This window comes from Nonomuraea sp. NPDC048882 (assembly GCF_040649755.1).
GTDB classification, from domain to species: Bacteria; Actinomycetota; Actinomycetes; order Streptosporangiales; family Streptosporangiaceae; genus Nonomuraea; species Nonomuraea maheshkhaliensis.
In genome coordinates, this window is sequence record NZ_JBEZGB010000010.1 from 414,922 (window position 1) to 431,440 (window position 16,519).

Consider the following 16,519-nt stretch of genomic DNA (forward strand, 5'->3'; position numbering starts at 1 on the left):
TTTGGGATAGAGCGTTCGGATGCCGGAGCGGTGCGAATGTTCGCAATACGGACGCGGCGGGCACCATTCCGGCAGGGTGGGGTAACCTCTATCCACGATATGCAGCAGGGCCAACGTCGTCCCCGCCTGTAGCGCAGTTCAGACAGACGAAGACGACGGGAGGGATTCAATGCCTGCTGCCCACCTCGGGTTCCCCGAGCCCCAGGGCCTGTACCACCCCGCCAATGAGCACGATGCCTGCGGTGTCGCCATGGTTGCCGACGTCGCGGGACGCCGTGGACACGGGATCGTGGTGAAGGCGCTGACGGCGCTGTGCAATCTTGATCATCGGGGGGCCAAGGGTAGCGAGCCGGACACCGGCGACGGAGCCGGGATCCTGACGCAGATCCCCGACACGTTCTACCGCGCGAGCGTGCCCTTCGCGCTGCCCGCCGCCGGGTCGTACGCGACCGGCATCGCGTTCCTGCCGTTCGACGAGCAGGCCAGGGGCGTGGCCACGCGCCTCATCGAGGAGATCGCGGCCGAAGAGGGCCTCACCGTGCTCGGCTGGCGTGAGCTGCCGGTCGACCGTGACCTGCCGGGGCCGAGCGCCCGGGCCGTCATGCCGCACTTCGCCCAGCTGTTCGTCTCCTCCCCCGACGGGCAGGAGGGGCTCGAACTCGACCGGCTCGCGTTCTGCCTGCGCAAGCGGGCCGAGCACGAGGCCGACGTCTACTTCCCCTCGCTGTCGGCCAGGACCGTCGTCTACAAGGGCATGCTCACGCCCGACCAGGTCGAGCCGTTCTTCCCCGACCTGAGCGACGAACGGTACGAGAGCGCCATCGCACTGGTGCACTCGCGCTTCTCCACCAACACCTTCCCCAGCTGGCCGCTGGCCCACCCCTACCGCTACATCGCCCACAACGGCGAGATCAACACGGTCAAGGGCAACCGCAACTGGATGCGCGCCCGCGAGGCGATGCTGGTCTCGGCCCGCATCCCGGGCGACATTTCCCGACTTTTCCCCATCTGCGACCCCGACGGCAGCGACACCGCCAGCTTCGACGAGGCGCTGGAGCTGCTGCACATCGGCGGGCGCAGCCTGCCCCACGCCGTGCTGATGATGATCCCCGAGGCGTGGGAGAACCACACCGAGATGGACCCGGCGCGGCGGGCGTTCTACGAGTTCCACTCCACGCTCATGGAGGCGTGGGACGGGCCGGCCTCGATCACGTTCACCGACGGCACCCTGGCCGGCGCCGTGCTCGACCGCAACGGCCTGCGCCCCGGGCGCTTCTGGGTGACCGCCGACGGCCTGGTCGTGCTGGCCTCCGAGGCCGGCGTGCTCGACTTCAGGCCCGAGGACGTGGTCCGCAAGGGCCGCCTGCAGCCGGGCCGCATGTTCCTCATCGACACCGCCCGCGGCAAGATCATCGAGGACGACGAGATCAAGGCGGAGCTGGCGGCCGAGCTGCCGTACGCCGACTGGCTGCACGCCGGGCTCGTCCGCTTCGAGGAGCTGCCGGCCCGCCAGCGCGAGATCCCCACCCACGAGGCGCTCGTCAAGAGGCAGCAGACCTTCGGCTACACCGAGGAAGAGCTGCGCATCATCCTGTCGCCGATGGCGAAGGCGGGCCAGGAGCCGATCGGCTCCATGGGTACCGACACGCCGGTGGCCGTGCTGAGCGAGAAGCCGCGGCTTCTGTTCGACTACTTCACCCAGCTGTTCGCGCAGGTCACCAACCCGCCGCTGGACGCCATCAGGGAAGAGCTGGTCACCTCGCTGGCCAGCACCCTCGGGCCCGAGGGCAACCTGCTGGACCCGGGGCCGACCTCCTGCCGCCAGCTCGTGCTGCCGTACCCGGTGATCGACAACGACGAACTCGCGAAGATCATCCACATCAACGACGAGCACGACCTGCCCGGCTTCCATCCGTACGTCATCAGCGGCCTGTACGAGGTCGCCGGCGGCGGCGAGGCGCTGCTGCGCCGCCTGGCGGAGATCCGCGCCGAGGCGTCCCAGGCCATCGCGGACGGAGCGCGCATAGTCGTGCTGTCCGACCGCGGCTCCTCCGACACGCTCGCGCCGATCCCGTCGCTGCTGCTGACCGGCGCGGTGCACCACCACCTGATCCAGGAGAAGACCCGCACCAAGATCGGCCTGGTCATCGAGACCGGCGAGGCCCGCGAGTGCCACCACATGGCGCTGCTGATCGGCTACGGCGCCGCCGCGATCAACCCCTACCTCGCGATCGAGACCATCGAGGACCTGGTCGACACCGGCGCCCTGCAAATGGACAAGCGCAAGGCCGTGCGCAACCTGATCAAGGCGTACGGCAAGGGCGTCATCAAGGTCATGTCCAAGATGGGCGTGTCCACGGTGGCCTCCTACACCGGCGCGCAGATCTTCGAGGCGCTCGGCCTGAGCCAGGAGGTCATCGACGCCTGCTTCACCGGCACCACCTCCCGCCTGGGCGGCGTCGGCTTCGACGTGCTGGCCACCGAGGTCGCGCAGCGCCACGCCCACGCCTACCCGCGGGTGGAGAACGCCCACCGCAGGCTCCAGGTGGGCGGCGAGTACCAGTGGCGGCGCGAGGGCGAGCCGCACCTGTTCAACCCCGAGACCGTCTTCAAGCTGCAGCACGCCACCAGGACCCGCCGCTACGAGATCTTCAAGGAGTACACGAACCTCGTGGACTCCCAGGCGGAGCGGCTGATGACCCTGCGTGGCCTGTTCAAGCTGCGCGGGGGCAACCCGATCCCGATCGAGGAGGTCGAGCCGGTCTCGGAGATCGTCAAGCGCTTCTCGACCGGCGCGATGTCGTACGGGTCCATCTCGATGGAGGCGCACGAGACGCTCGCCATCGCGATGAACCGGCTCGGCGGCAAGTCCAACACCGGCGAGGGCGGCGAGGACCCCGAGCGGCTGTACGACCCGGCCCGGCGCAGCGCGATCAAGCAGGTGGCCTCCGGCCGCTTCGGCGTCACCTCCGAATACCTGGTGAACGCCGCCGACCTGCAGATCAAGATGGCCCAGGGCGCCAAGCCCGGCGAGGGCGGCCAGCTGCCAGGCCACAAGGTCTACCCGTGGATCGCCAAGACCCGCCACTCCACGCCCGGCGTCGGCCTCATCTCGCCGCCGCCGCACCATGACATCTACTCCATCGAGGACCTGGCCCAGCTCATCCACGACCTGAAGAACTCCAACCCGGAGGCCAGGGTCCACGTGAAGCTGGTCGCCGAGGTCGGCGTCGGAACGGTCGCGGCCGGTGTGTCTAAGGCGCACGCCGACGTGGTGCTCATCTCCGGTCACGACGGCGGCACCGGCGCGTCCCCGCTCACCAGCCTCAAGCACGCGGGCGCCCCGTGGGAGCTCGGCCTGGCCGAGACCCAGCAGACGCTGCTGCTCAACGACCTGCGCGACCGCATCGTGGTGCAGGTGGACGGCCAGCTCAAGACCGGCCGCGACGTCGTCATCGCCGCGCTGCTCGGCGCCGAGGAGTACGGCTTCGCCACCGCTCCGCTGGTCGTCTCCGGCTGCGTGATGATGCGGGTCTGCCACCTCGACACCTGCCCGGTGGGCGTGGCCACGCAGAACCCCGAGCTGCGCAAGCGCTTCACCGGCAAGCCCGAGTTCGTGGTCAACTTCTTCGAGTTCATCGCCGAGGAGATCCGCGAATACCTCGCCGAGCTGGGCTTCCGCTCGCTCGACGAGGCGATCGGGCACGTCGAGATGCTCGACATGACGGCGGCCGAGGACCACTGGAAGGCCAGCGGCCTCGACCTGTCGCCGATCCTGCACCGGCCCGAGCTGCCCGCGGGCACCGCGCTGCGCCGGCTCGTCGAGCAGGACCACGGGCTCCAGCACGCGCTGGACAACACGCTCATCCAGCTCGCCGAGGGCGCCATCCAGGAAGGCACCCCGGTCACGCTCGAGCTGCCCATCCGCAACGTCAACCGCACGGTCGGCACGATGCTCGGCTACCAGGTGACCAAGCGCTACGGCGGCAAGGGCCTGCCCGACAACACGATCGACATCTCCTTCACCGGCTCGGCGGGCAACTCGTTCGGCGCGTTCCTACCGCGCGGGATCACGCTGCGGCTGACCGGCGACGCCAACGACTACCTCGGCAAGGGCCTGTCCGGCGGGCGGATCACCGTCCGGCCGCACGACGAGGCCCCGCTCGACGGTCACATCATCGCGGGCAACGTCGCCCTGTACGGGGCCACGTCCGGCGAGGTGTTCGTCCGCGGCGTCGTGGGCGAGCGGTTCTGCGTGCGCAACTCCGGCGCCACGGCCGTCGTCGAGGGCGTCGGCGACCACGGCTGCGAGTACATGACCGGCGGCAAGGCCGTCGTGCTCGGCCCGACCGGGCGCAACTTCGCGGCCGGCATGTCGGGCGGCATCGCGTACCTGCTGGACGTGCGGCCCGAGCGGGTCAACCGCGAGATGGTCGCCATCGAGGCGCTCACCGAGGAGGACGCCGAGTTCCTCAAGGAGACGGTCGAGAAGCACTTCGCGGAGACCGGCTCGCCGGTCGCCAAGCAGCTGCTGGCCGACTGGGACGCGGCCCTGGCCCGGTTCGGCAAGATCATGCCGAGCGACTACAAGAGGGTGATGGAGGCCGCCGAGGCCGCCCGCATCGAGGGCAGGGACGTCGACGAGGCCGTCATGGCGGCCGCGGTGCGGTCATGACCCGCCGTTCCGAGGCCCGCCGTCACCGCGGCGGGCCCATCCTGCACACGCACGTTCACGACAAGGGAGGCGTACCGAATGGCTGACCCGAAGGGTTTTCTCACGCACGACCGGGAGCTGCCGGCACGCCGCCCCGTGGACGTCCGCATCAGCGACTGGCGCGAGGTCTACCAGGACTTCTCCCCGGAGAAGCTGACCAAGCAGGCGGCCCGCTGCATGGACTGCGGCATCCCGTTCTGCCACAACGGCTGCCCGCTGGGCAACCTCATCCCCGAGTGGAACGACCTCGTCTACCGCACCGACTGGCGCGAGGCGATCGAGCGGCTGCACGCCACGAACAACTTTCCCGAGTTCACCGGCCGGCTCTGCCCGGCTCCGTGCGAGGCGGCGTGCGTGCTCGGCATCAACTCCGACCCGGTGGCGATCAAGCGGGTCGAGGTCGAGATCATCGACCGGGCGTTCGCCGAGGGCTGGGTCACCCCGCAGCCCCCGGCGGTCAGGACCGGCAAGCGGGTCGCGGTCGTCGGCTCGGGCCCCGCGGGCCTGGCCGCCGCCCAGCAGCTCACCAGGGCCGGGCATGACGTCGTCGTGTTCGAACGGGCCGACCGCGCCGGCGGCCTGCTGCGCTACGGCATCCCCGAGTTCAAGATGGAGAAGCGGCACATCGAGCGCCGGCTTGAGCAGATGCGGGCCGAGGGCACCGAGTTCCGCACCGGCGTGAACGTCGGCGTCGACATCACCGCCGCCGAGCTGCGCGAGCAGTTCGACGCGGTGGTGCTGTCCGGCGGGGCCACCCAGTGGCGCGACCTGCCGGTCACCGGGCGCGAGCTCAAGGGCGTCTACCAGGCGATGGAATACCTGCCGCTGTCGAACAAGGTGCAGGAGGGCGACTACGCCACCCCGCCCGTCTCGGCCGAGGGCAAGCACGTGGTGGTGATCGGCGGCGGCGACACCGGCGCCGACTGCATCGGCACGGCGATCAGGCAGGGCGCCACGTCCGTCACCCAGCTGGAGATCATGCCGCGGCCGCCGGCGGAGCGGCCCGCCAACCAGCCGTGGCCGACCTACCCGATGCTGTTCAAGATGGAGAGCGCCCACGAGGAGCTGGCCGACGGCGGGGGAGAGCGGGTCTACGCGGTCTCCACCACCGAGTTCGTCGGCGACGCGGACGGCAACGTGCGCGCGCTGCGGCTGGTCGAGGTCGAGGGGCCGCAGGCCGGCTTCAAGCCGATCCCCGGCAGCGAGCGGGAGATCCCCGCCGAGCTCGTCACCCTGTCGATGGGCTTCCTCGGCCCGGAGAAGGGCGCGCTGCTGCAGGACCTGGCCGAGGTCGCCGGTGACGGCTTCTACGACGCCAGGGGGAACGTGGCCCGCGACAAGACGTACATGTCCAAGGTGGACGGCGTCTTCGTGGCCGGTGACATGGGACGCGGGCAGTCGCTCATCGTCTGGGCCATCGCCGAGGGGCGTGCCGCCGCCTCCGGCGTGGACCGGTTCCTGACCGGGGACACGGCGCTGCCGTACCCGATCCTGCCGACGGCGCGTCCGCTGGTCTGACATCTGCCGCTCTGGACGGCCCGGCTTCGGCCGGGCCGTCCTTTTCTTTGCACACCGTGCAAAGGTTGCAGAGTGTGCAAAAGGTGCGTAGAGTGCAAAGCATGGAGACTCCACAGGAGCGGCGCGACCGGCGCCGGGCCGAGAAGCGGCAGGCCATCAGGACGGCCGCCGTCAAGATCGCGCTCGACGAAGGTCTCGAAGCCGCGACCGTGGAGGCGATCAGCGCGGCGGCCGACATCTCGCCGCGCACGTTCTTCAACTACTTCTCCACCAAGGAAGAAGCGCTCGTCATGGAGCCCCTGTGGCGCCCTGAGGAGTTCACCGAACTGCTCGGCGCCCGTCCCGGCGACGAGCCCGCGTTCGAGTCGCTGAAGGCGGTGGCGCGGATCCTCGCGGCCCGCGTCGGCCCGATCTGGGCGGACGCGCAGCTGTTCGGAGAGCTGCGCCGGCGCCATCCCGAGCTGGCCGCCAAGGCCAGGGCGGCCGACGAGACGAAGATCATGGAGAACGTGTTCGAGGCCGTCAGGGACCGGCCGGGAGTGTCGGGCAAGCTGCACGCCAGGATGCTCGTCATCGGGACGTTCGGCGCCACGATCTCGGCCGTCCAGGAGGCGGCCGAGTCGGGCGGATCGGTGGAAGAGCTGCTCGAGGAGGCGCTGACCCTGCTCGAAAACGGGCTCTGACCGCTGAAATTTCGGCAAACGGAAGCGGCGACCGGGGTGGCACCCCCGATCGCCGCGGATTCCTCCTGCCCTCTCGCGAAAAAGAAGCAAGGAGTCGACCCCCATGGTAGCGACAATCCCCGCCGAGGCTCCCCCTCGGCGATCACTCTGGGTGAGCATGAGCTCACTCCTCCTCGTCCTGTTCCTGGCCGCGATCGACCAGACCGTCGTGGCCACCGCCATGCCGACCATCGCCGGCGAGCTGAACGGCCTGCGGGATCTGTCGTGGGTGGTCACGGCGTTCGCCCTGGCCTCGGGCGTCGTGACCCCCCTCTACGGCAAGCTCAGCGACATGTACGGCCGCAAGCACCTCTACCTGGCGGCCATCATCGTCTTCCTGGCCGGCTCGGCCCTGTGCGGCCTGGCCCAGACGATGGGCCAGCTCATCGCCTTCCGCGCCTTCCAGGGCCTCGGCGCGGGCGGCGGGATGGTGCTCACCATGATCATCGCGGCCGACCTGGCCACCCCGCGGGAACGCGCCAAATTCCAGGGCCTCTTCGGCGCCGTCTTCGGCATCGCCTCCATCGCCGGCCCCGTCATCGGCGGCTACCTCACCGAGCACGCCTCCTGGCGCTGGATCTTCTACCTCAATCTGCCCCTCGGCGCCATCGCCCTGGCCGTGGCCTTCACCGTGCTCAAGCTGCCCCGCCGCACGTCCCCCCACCGCGTCGACTGGCTCGGCGCCGCGCTGATCGCCGGGCTGCTGACCTGCCTGACGCTGCTCGCCTCCTGGGGCGGCGCCGCCTACGCCTGGACCTCGCCCGTCATCGTCGGGCTCGGCGCCGGCGCGGTGCTGCTGGCCGTGCTGTTCTTCCTGGTGGAACGGCGGGTCGCCGAACCGGTGCTGCCGCTGCGGCTCTTCCGCGACAGGGCGTTCACCATCCCGGTCGTCGCGGTCGTGCTGATGGCCACCGCCATGCTCGGCACGGCCACGTTCCTGCCCCTCTTCCTGCAGCTCGCCACGGGCGCGAGCGCGTCCGACTCCGGGCTGCTGCTCCTCCCCATGATGGCCGGCATGATCGCGGCCTCGACACTGGGCGGGCAGATCGTCACCCGGCTCGGGCACTACAAGTGGCTCATGGTCGGGGGAGCGGTGTCGGCGGCCGTGGCCGGGTTCCTGTTCGCCACCATGGGGCTGGAGACGAGCGCGTTCGCCTCCGGCGCGTACATGGTGCTGGCCGGGGCCGGGCTCGGCGTCATCGGCCAGAACCTGCTGCTCGCCGTGCAGACGACCACGCCCGAGGCCGACAGGGGAGCGGCGACCTCGGCCGTCACGTTCGCCAGAGGCGTCGGCGGGGCGGTCGGGGTGGCCGTGCTGGGCGGCGTCTTCAGCGGACGGTTGGGCGGCGGGCAGGGCGCGCTCACGCCCGAGGCGATTCAGGCGCTGCCGGAAGGGGTGCGGCACGCGACTCAGCTGGCCTTCTCGGACGCGATCACCGGGGTGTTCGCCTGGATCGGGCCGATCATGCTGGTCGTCGCGGTGCTACTGGCGTGCCTGCGGAACGTACGGCTCACCCACCACGGCTGACCCGGACGGCGGGTTCCACGCGGGACCGCGGCCGGCCTGATCGTTCCGGTCGGCCCGCTTGACCCGATCGGCCTGGCCCGTGGAGCCCGGTCGGCCCGGGCGTGGAGCGGGCCCCGAAAGGGGGTCCGCTTCGCCTGCCATCGACCGAAATTTCACCACTAAGTTGCATCAGCTGATAACTGTCGGGAAGATGCAGGTTCTGCGGCAAGTCGGTGGATGGGGGAACAATGCGGCGGGTCGCCTCTGGCATCATGGCGCTGGCCGCCGTGGTCGCGGTCGGCGCCTGTGCGTCGGCCACGCCCCGCGAGCCCGCCCCCGGGCAGGCCGAATTCCTCGTCTTCTACGCGAACGGCAGGCAGCACGAAGCGGAGGCGGCCGTCGAACGCGCCGGCGGCTCCACGTACTCCGCCGAGACCAAGCTCGGCTACCTCCTCGCCGGCGGCTCGGGCACCGGGTTCGAGGAGGCCGTCGGCGCGGACCCGTCCGTCGTCGGCGTCTCACCCGACCGCCAGATCGGCTTCGCCACCGCCCGCCCCAGAACCGCCCGCCCCGACACTTCAGACACCGCCACGTCAGACACCGCCACCTCGGGAATCGGCTCGTCCGGCAGGTTCCCCGACGAGCAGTCGTTCACCAAGGCCAGAGGTGAACCCCTGGCCGGCCGCCAGTGGGACATGCGGATGATCGGCGCCGACCGCGCGAACGCCAAGGCCCCCGGCACCAAGAAGGTCCTCGTCGGCGTCATCGACACCGGCGTGGACGGCAAGCACCCCGACCTCGCCCCCAACTTCAACCGCGAGCTCAGCCGCAACTTCGTCACCGACCGGCCCAAGGACGACTACGGCGAGACCCTCGACGGCCCCTGCGAGGCGAGCGACTGCAAGGACCCCGTCGACGCCGACGACGACGGCCACGGCACCCACGTGGCCAGCACCATCGCCTCCCCGATCAACGGCATCGGCATCGCCGGCGTCGCGCCCGGCGTGCAGATCGTCAACATCAGGGCCGGCCAGGACTCCGGCTTCTTCTTCCTCAAGCCCAGCCTCGACGCCCTCACCTACGCCGGCGACATCGGCGTGGACGTCGTCAACATGAGCTACTACGTCGACCCCTGGCTGTACAACTGCGCCGCCAACAAGGCCGACAGCAAGAAGCAGCAGCTCGAACAGCGCGCGATCATCACCGGCATGCAGCGCGCCCTCGACTACGCCAGGCAGAAGGGCGTCACGCTCGTCTCCGCCCTCGGCAACGGCTCCACCGACCTCGGCCGCCCCACGGTCGACAAGCAGAGCCCCGGCTACCCCAAGGGCGACGAGCGGACCCGCCAGATCGACAACTCCTGCCTCAACGTGCCCGCCGAGTCCAACGGCGTCATCTCCGTCTCCGCCGTCGGGCCCTCCGGCCGCAAGGCCATCTACAGCGACTACGGCGAGGAGCAGACCGACGTGTCCGCCCCCGGCGGCGACGCGCTCGACGGCGAAGGCGTCAAGGTCACCAGGACGATCCTCGCCGCCGCCCCCGAACGCGTGCTGCGCGCCGCCGGCCGCATCGACGCCAAGGGCGAGCCGAAGGGCGCCGACGTCGTCAAGGACTGCAAGAACGGCGTCTGCTCCTACTACCAGTACCTCGAAGGCACCTCCATGGCCTCGCCGCACGCCGCCGGCGTCGCCGCCATCCTCGTCAGCCGCTTCGGCAAGCCGGGAAGAGGCGGGCTCGAACTCGCCCCCGCCACCACCGAGGAACTCCTGTTCAAGACCGCCACGCCCAAGTCCTGCCCCACCCCCCGCCAGTACGTCTACAAGTCCTTCGGCCAGAGCGAGACCCACGCGTGCGAGGGCGGTGAGGCCGACAACGGCTTCTACGGCCACGGCATCGTAGACGCCTGGAAAGCCGCCACCCCGTAGAGCCATGATGTACCGCCTCCTCGCCGACGCGGCGATGGTGGCGCATTTCGCCTTTCTCCTCTACCTGGCCCTGGGCGGGTTCGTCGCGTGGCGGTGGCGGCGTACGCTGTGGGCGCACGTCGCCGTCGTCGCGTGGGGAGTGTTGTCCGTCGTCACCGGCGTCGAATGCCCCCTCACGCACGTGGAAGACTGGGCCCGGCGCAGCGCAGGCCAGCAGGGCCTGCCCGCCGGCGGCTTCATCGACCACTACATCGAAGGCGTCGTCTACCCGGAGGAGTACACGAACTTGGCACGTCTGGGAGTCGCAGTTCTCATTCTGTTCTCCTACGCCGGGTACGTTCTCCGTCGTCAATGACTGCCAAGTGGTCTGTACCAATTAAGGTAGGACTCGTGACTCGTCGCGCGAAAATCGTCTGCACCCTAGGCCCCGCCACCTCCAGCAAAGAACGCCTCCGCGAGCTGATCGCCGCAGGCATGGACGTGGCACGGTTCAACCTCAGCCATGGCAATCATGACATGCACAGAGAGGTCTACGACCGGGTCAGGGAGGTGGCGGCCGACCTCGGCCGCGGTGTAGGCGTGCTCGCCGACCTGCAGGGCCCCAAGATCCGTGTCGGCACGTTCGAGGAAGGCCCCGTCAGGCTGGGCTTCGGCGACGTCTTCACCATCACCACAGAAGACGTCCCCGGCGATCGCGAGCAGGTCTCCACCACCTACAAGGGGCTGCCCAACGACGTCCGCCCCGGTGACACGATCCTGGTCGACGACGGCCGGCTCGTCCTCGAAGCCACCCGCGTCGACCCCGAACGCATCGTCACCCGCGTCGTCATCGGCGGCATGATCTCCGACAACAAGGGCCTCAACCTGCCGGGCGTCAACGTCAGCGCCCCCGCCCTCACCGACAAGGACGAGGCCGACCTGCGCTGGGCCCTGCGCACCGGCTGCGACATGATCGCCCTGTCCTTCGTCCGCCGCCCGTCCGACGCCGACGTGGTGCGCAACATCATGGAGCAGGAGGCCGTCCGCCTCCCGCTGATCGCCAAGATCGAGAAGCCGCAGGCCGTCGACCGCCTCCCCGAGATCGTCGACGCCTTCGACGGCATCATGGTCGCCCGCGGCGACCTCGGCGTCGAGCTGCCACTCGAAGAGGTCCCGATCGTGCAGCGGCGCATCATCGAGCTGTGCCGCGAGAAGGCCCACCCGGTCATCGTGGCCACCCAGATGCTCGACTCCATGATGAACGCCCCGCGCCCCACCCGCGCCGAAGCCTCCGACGTCGCCTACGCCGTCATGGACGGCGCCGACGCGGTCATGCTGTCGGGCGAGACCTCCGTCGGCAACTACCCGATCGAATCCGTCAACACGATGGACCGCATCGCCTGCGCCGCGGAGAAGTCCTTCCTGCACGCCACCCACACCCTCGAACGCATGCCCGAGACCACCGGCGGCGCCATCGCCAGGGCCGCGGCCGAGGTCGGCGCCATCGTCGGGGCCAAGGCGCTGATCGCGTTCACTATGTCGGGAGAGACGGCGCGCCGGCTGGCCCGCTACCGCTCACCGATCCCGCTGCTCGCCTTCACCTCCGCGCCCCACGTGCGGGGGCAGCTGTCGCTGACGTGGGGGGTGGAGACGTTCCACGTGCCGTTCGTGCACCACACCGACGACATGGTGCGGCAGGTGGAGGCGTCGCTGCTGTCCTCGGGACGGCTGGAGAAGGGCGACAAGGTCGTCATCGTGGCCGGCTCCCCTCCTGGCACCCCCGGCTCCACCAATGCTCTCCGCGTCCACACGATTGGCTCCGCTGTCTCTCACGTGCACTAAATCGCTATCTTTTACGCTGCGACGTGGTCTGCCACCCGACGTAGATCGCTGAAGGCCCTCCAGGGAAACGGCCTCTGACCCTTCACGGGCCGGGCGCCGATACGGCGCGCCCTGTGGGCCCTCTCCATGGTCGAGGTGGGCTGTCGCGCGTCGTTCACCGGTTCGGCCGTCGGCTCCCAAGCCGGTGGCCGTCGTCGGCGGGAGATCGGTTGCCGGCCGGGCCGCTGGTCGGCGGGCACGGCCGATCCCATGGTGAGCAGCGTCCGCCACCCCCATGGTGAGTGACGGCCCGCCACCGATCTCATGGTGGCCGCCACCCCCATGGTGAGTGACGGCCGGTCGCCGGGCCCGGGCGGTTGAGGCCCGGGTCAGTTGGCGTGCAGGGCGGCGTTGAGTTCGATGCCGTCGCCCTTGCGGGGCACCGCCTCCACCGCGCCCGACTGCGAGTTGCGCCGCAGCAGGACGCCGTTCGTGCCCGACAGCTCGGCCGCCTTCACCACCGTGCCGTCGGGCAGGGCCACCTTCGTGCCCGCCGTCACGTACAGGCCCGCCTCCACCACGCAGTCGTCGCCCAGCGAGATGCCCAGCCCCGAGTTCGCGCCCAGCAGGCAGCGCTCGCCGACCGAGATCACCTGCTTGCCGCCGCCCGACAGCGTGCCCATGATCGACGCGCCGCCGCCGACGTCGGAGTGGTCGCCGATGACCACCCCGGCCGAGACCCGGCCCTCGATCATCGCCGCGCCCAGCGTGCCCGCGTTGAAGTTCACGAAGCCCTCGTGCATCACCGTGGTGCCGTCGGCCAGATGCGCGCCCAGCCGCACCCGGTCGGCGTCGGCGATCCGTACGCCCGCGGGCAGCACGTAGTCCACCATGCGCGGGAACTTGTCCACCCCGTACACCGACACCGGCCCCTTCGCCCGCAGCCGCAGCCGCGTGCGCTCGAAGTCCGCCACCGGGCACGGGCCGAAGTTCGTCCACACCACGTTGGCCAGCAGGCCGAACACCCCGTCGAGGTTGACGCCGTGCGGCCGGACCAGGCGGGTCGAGAGCAGGTGCAGGCGCAGCCAGACGTCATGCGTGTCCACCGGCGGCTCGGCGAGGTCGGCGATGCCGGTGCGCACCGCCACCACCTCCACGCCGCGCGCCGGGTCCGGGCCGACCAGCTCGGCCAGTTCCCCGTCCAGCTGCCCCGCCTCCTCCACGGAGAGCCGTTCGGTGCCCTTCACAGGCGGCGCGCCCAGCTGGGGAGCGGGGAACCAGGTGTCGAGTACGGTGCCGTCGGCGGCGATGGTCGCGAGGCCGACGCCGAAGGCGCCGGTCGAGTCGGGAGCGATAGCAGTCACGGGCCAAAAATACCGTTTCGCAGGTCAGCCCACGGCACTTGGGAGGCCAGCAGCTCTTCGCGGGTCAGCCCAGGGCGCCGAGATCCGCGGAGAGCCAGTGTTCCGGTCGCATCCTGAACGTCACCAGCACGTTCAGATCCGAGCCCTGCACATATCCCGACACGGCGTCGGGCGGCAGGTAACGCCCCGAGATGCGGGTCAGCTCCTCCAGCGTCGTCGGCCCCGACCGCACGACCGGCCCCTCGACCGAGACGTACCGGTAGGTCGGGCTCGCCCGCTGCACCAGCATCGAGAACCGGCCCGCCTTCGCGATCAGCCTGGCCTTGTGCGAGTCGCCGTCGGTCAGGAACCGGATCTCGCCGCCGGGGCTGTAGTCGTACCAGACCGGCACGGTCAGCGGCGCCCGCCCCTCGCCGGACTCCACGGCCAGGCTCGCGATGTGCGTCTCCGCCAGAAACGCCTCCCGCGCCGCGACACTCAACGGCATCCCGCCCACCCCCGTATTCATCGATCTTGAAACGGCTATTCCCCATGGGAGCGATCCCGAAAAGTCCCCACCCCCGCACTGCGGACCCTCCACGCCAACTGTTAGCAGTGTTATAGTCAGAAACAAACAGTTGGAGGTCGCCATGCCCCGTTCCTCCGATCTCGCGGCGCGAGGACGCCTGCGCCGCCTGACCCTGACCGTGCTTCCACCCCTGCTTGTGGTGGCCGTTCCCGTGATCACGGTCAGCTGGTACGGCGATCGGCTCCCCGACCGCGCCTACGTCGACAGCTGGTCGGCCTTACCCCAGGACGCGCCCTCCTGGGAAGGCTGGCTCTCTCAGCAGTGGATGTCCCTGGTGGTGTTCGAAGCGGCGCTCATCTTCCCGTTCCTCTGCTACCGGCGCCTTCCCCAGCTGCAGCGCGGCGTGGTGGCCCTGGCGTTCTTCGTCGGCGTCTCCCGTGCCACGGCCGTCGTTCTGTCCGTGGCCGCGCTCGCCGGGCAGTCGGGCCCCGTTCCCTCACCACCGTGGCACCGGGCCGTGGAGATCGCCGTGACCGTCGCCGCGGTCGCGGTGGGCTACCTGGCCGCCGGCCCGGTCCCGAAACCGCCCGAGGCCAAAGTCGCGCCACCCGTGCACGCGCCCGCCATGGCGCTCGGGCCGACTCAGCGCGCCCTCTTCGTGACGTCGGCCTGGTCGCGGCCCAGGCTGGTCGCCGCCGCCGTGCTGGGCACGCTGACCGTGCTGAGCACGTTCGCCGGCTCGGAAACCTGGCAGGGCCCCGTACTGCTGGGCGCATGGACGCTCTTCGAGCTGGCCCAGGCACGCACCCGCCTCCAGATCGACGACGCGGGCATCACCGTACGGGCCGCCTGGCTGCCCGCCCTGCACCGGACCCTGCCCTACCGCCTGATACGGTTCGCCCAGGCCAGCACCGGCCGCCCGCCAGGGCGCTACCGGCTGCACGACGGCGACGACGGCTGGGGAATCACCAGTGGGAGAGGACCGGCCCTGGTGGCGAGGCTGAGCGACGACCGCCAGTTCGTCTACTCCACCCGCGGGGCCGAGACCGCCGCGGCACTCGTCAACGGATGGCTGAGCAGGCAGCGCCAAGGAGAGACGGCGTGACGCTCAACGGACAGCGCCAAGGAGAGACGGCGTAATGCTCATCAGCATCGACCCGGCCTCGCCCCAGCCGCTCGCCGACCAGGTGGCCGCCTCCGTAAGGGCGGCGCTGGCCGGCGGCACGGCCGCACCCGGCGACCGGCTCCCCTCCGCCCGTAACGTGGCCGCCGCCCTCGGCATCAACCTGCACACCGTCCTGCGCGGCTACCAGCAACTCCGCGACGAGGGCTTGGTGGAGCTGCGGCGCGGCCGGGCGGCCGTCATCACCGACAATGCCGACCGGCTCCGGCTCAGGCTCGCCGAAGCGGCCGAGGAGTTCGCCCGCGCCGCACTCCACACCGGCGCCTCGGAAGAAGAAGCCCTGGCAGCGGCCCGCGCGGCCTGGCAGACCCTGCGCGGTTGAACGCGGGCCTGGGCGGTCAGTATTTGGGGCCGACATGCCGATCGAGCAACTCCACGGCCTCCCTCCTGGCCACGGACAACTCGTTGCGCTTGTTGAAGCGCCAGGCGACGCCGAGCAGGTCGAGCGCCTCGCCGCAGAGGGCGAGAATGCCGGGGGACTCGTTCTTGAACAGGTAGCGGGGATATTCGTACCAATGGACACCGCTGGGCAGGTCGCGGCGGACACGGTTGATCCCTCGGTAGCCGTCGGAGTGCATGAGCCCTCTGACAAGCCGTCCAGGGTGAGCTGAAACGATCTCTCGCTGCCAAGGAGCGAGCACGATCTCGCGCTCGTGCTTCTTGCCGGGGCCATGCTGGGGGAACAGGTGCGGCCAGTGCTTCGAGTAGGAGTTGACGTCTTTGCAGCCCTGCTTCTGCAGCACGCGTACCCTGTTGGTCGGCCGGACGGCGCGCAGCGCGTCGACACACTCCTGGACCAGGCCGGGCCACGTGTCGGCACAGGCGATCCGCAGAGCCCAGACCTGCTTGGCGCGGTCGCCCACCCAGGATATGCAGCCGTCGCCCAGGTAGAGGCCCAGGAGGTAGGCGTAGGCCCCAGGAGGCGAGGGCAGCTGAGGAGAAGCGGCGCAGCGGGGGCAGGTGCCGGTCATGGGCGAATCGTCCGCAGGCTTGTCACGCCACCTGCGAACAGTGGCGGGGCTGACCCCGACCTGGCGGCTCGTCTCACTGACGCTCAGCCCGGAGCTCAGCAGCCGGCGCGACTGGTCGCGCAGAGCGATGTCATGCATGCGGAGAGTGTGGCAGTCGGGTACGACAAAAGCCGCCCGACCAGGAAGCCGGGCGGCTGATGGTGCCCCGGGTGGTGTGCTGGTTCAGGACATAGGAAACCCATGTCGCAAGACATAGGAAACTTCAACAGAGTGTGTCTCGGGACATAGGCAACCATCGCGATCATGA

General features: G+C 70.1%; 12 protein-coding genes. 9 read left to right on the plus strand and 3 right to left on the minus strand.

What is annotated here, in order from left to right; genetic code table 11:
- Positions 1-169 precede the first annotated feature (169 nt).
- From gltB to pyk, 7 genes are all read left to right on the plus strand, one after another.
- Positions 170-4,675 (plus strand): glutamate synthase large subunit, encoded by a 4,506-nt coding sequence (gene gltB, locus AB0C27_RS33945; RefSeq protein WP_357852433.1) that lies wholly within the window; start codon positions 170-172, stop codon positions 4,673-4,675.
- A 78-nt stretch (positions 4,676-4,753) separates the two neighbouring features.
- Positions 4,754-6,232 carry a glutamate synthase subunit beta gene (locus AB0C27_RS33950; RefSeq protein ID WP_357852435.1) on the plus strand — a complete coding sequence of 493 codons (1,479 nt, stop codon included), beginning with the start codon at positions 4,754-4,756 and terminating at the stop codon, positions 6,230-6,232.
- Positions 6,233-6,333: 101 nt separating this feature from the next.
- Positions 6,334-6,915: a helix-turn-helix domain-containing protein gene (locus AB0C27_RS33955; protein WP_357852438.1), complete on the plus strand. Its 582-nt coding sequence runs from the start codon at positions 6,334-6,336 to the stop codon at positions 6,913-6,915.
- 157 nt (positions 6,916-7,072) lie between these two features.
- On the plus strand, positions 7,073-8,482 hold the full coding sequence (locus tag AB0C27_RS33960) for an MDR family MFS transporter (RefSeq protein ID WP_357852441.1): 1,410 nt from the start codon (positions 7,073-7,075) through the stop codon (positions 8,480-8,482).
- A 227-nt stretch (positions 8,483-8,709) separates the two neighbouring features.
- On the plus strand, positions 8,710-10,386 hold the full coding sequence (locus tag AB0C27_RS33965; RefSeq protein ID WP_357852444.1) for a S8 family serine peptidase: 1,677 nt from the start codon (positions 8,710-8,712) through the stop codon (positions 10,384-10,386).
- Positions 10,387-10,390: 4 nt separating this feature from the next.
- Positions 10,391-10,741, plus strand: a complete 351-nt coding sequence (locus AB0C27_RS33970; protein WP_357852447.1) for a DUF2784 domain-containing protein — start codon at positions 10,391-10,393, stop codon at positions 10,739-10,741.
- A 35-nt stretch (positions 10,742-10,776) separates the two neighbouring features.
- Entirely contained in the window at positions 10,777-12,207 is a 1,431-nt protein-coding gene (gene pyk, locus AB0C27_RS33975) for a pyruvate kinase (protein WP_357852450.1), read from the plus strand.
- Between the two features lie 368 nt (positions 12,208-12,575).
- Here the strand turns inward: pyk and dapD are convergent, their stop codons facing one another.
- Positions 12,576-13,550, minus strand: coding sequence for a 2,3,4,5-tetrahydropyridine-2,6-dicarboxylate N-succinyltransferase (gene dapD, locus AB0C27_RS33980; protein ID WP_357852453.1), 975 nt, complete (start codon positions 13,548-13,550; stop codon positions 12,576-12,578).
- A 64-nt stretch (positions 13,551-13,614) separates the two neighbouring features.
- Positions 13,615-14,037, minus strand: a complete 423-nt coding sequence (locus AB0C27_RS33985) for a pyridoxamine 5'-phosphate oxidase family protein (protein WP_357852456.1) — start codon at positions 14,035-14,037, stop codon at positions 13,615-13,617.
- Positions 14,038-14,179: 142 nt separating this feature from the next.
- On the opposite strand from AB0C27_RS33985, the gene AB0C27_RS33990 reads away from it, so the two are divergent.
- Together AB0C27_RS33990 and AB0C27_RS33995 are read left to right on the plus strand one after the other, a co-directional pair.
- Complete coding sequence (locus AB0C27_RS33990) at positions 14,180-15,163, plus strand: hypothetical protein (protein WP_357852459.1); 984 nt, start codon at positions 14,180-14,182, stop codon at positions 15,161-15,163.
- A gap of 34 nt (positions 15,164-15,197) precedes the next feature.
- On the plus strand, positions 15,198-15,563 hold the full coding sequence (locus AB0C27_RS33995) for a GntR family transcriptional regulator (protein ID WP_357852462.1): 366 nt from the start codon (positions 15,198-15,200) through the stop codon (positions 15,561-15,563).
- A 16-nt stretch (positions 15,564-15,579) separates the two neighbouring features.
- Here AB0C27_RS33995 and AB0C27_RS34000 read toward each other — a convergent pair whose 3' ends face one another.
- Positions 15,580-16,350: a helix-turn-helix domain-containing protein gene (locus tag AB0C27_RS34000; protein WP_357852465.1), complete on the minus strand. Its 771-nt coding sequence runs from the start codon at positions 16,348-16,350 to the stop codon at positions 15,580-15,582.
- Positions 16,351-16,519 lie beyond the last annotated feature (169 nt).

What these genes read in the sequence shown, in the direction of transcription:
- gltB (WP_357852433.1), top strand. Translation starts at nt 170, where the DNA reads ATGCCTGCTGCCCACCTCGGGTTCCCCGAGCCCCAGGGCCTGTACCAC.
- AB0C27_RS33950 (WP_357852435.1), top strand. Translation starts at nt 4,754, where the DNA reads ATGGCTGACCCGAAGGGTTTTCTCACGCACGACCGGGAGCTGCCGGCA.
- AB0C27_RS33955 (WP_357852438.1), top strand. Translation starts at nt 6,334, where the DNA reads ATGGAGACTCCACAGGAGCGGCGCGACCGGCGCCGGGCCGAGAAGCGG.
- AB0C27_RS33960 (WP_357852441.1), top strand. Translation starts at nt 7,073, where the DNA reads ATGAGCTCACTCCTCCTCGTCCTGTTCCTGGCCGCGATCGACCAGACC.
- AB0C27_RS33965 (WP_357852444.1), top strand. Translation starts at nt 8,710, where the DNA reads ATGCGGCGGGTCGCCTCTGGCATCATGGCGCTGGCCGCCGTGGTCGCG.
- AB0C27_RS33970 (WP_357852447.1), top strand. Translation starts at nt 10,391, where the DNA reads ATGATGTACCGCCTCCTCGCCGACGCGGCGATGGTGGCGCATTTCGCC.
- AB0C27_RS33985 (WP_357852456.1), bottom strand. Translation starts at nt 14,037, where the DNA reads ATGCCGTTGAGTGTCGCGGCGCGGGAGGCGTTTCTGGCGGAGACGCAC.
- AB0C27_RS33990 (WP_357852459.1), top strand. Translation starts at nt 14,180, where the DNA reads ATGCCCCGTTCCTCCGATCTCGCGGCGCGAGGACGCCTGCGCCGCCTG.
- AB0C27_RS33995 (WP_357852462.1), top strand. Translation starts at nt 15,198, where the DNA reads ATGCTCATCAGCATCGACCCGGCCTCGCCCCAGCCGCTCGCCGACCAG.
- AB0C27_RS34000 (WP_357852465.1), bottom strand. Translation starts at nt 16,350, where the DNA reads ATGCATGACATCGCTCTGCGCGACCAGTCGCGCCGGCTGCTGAGCTCC.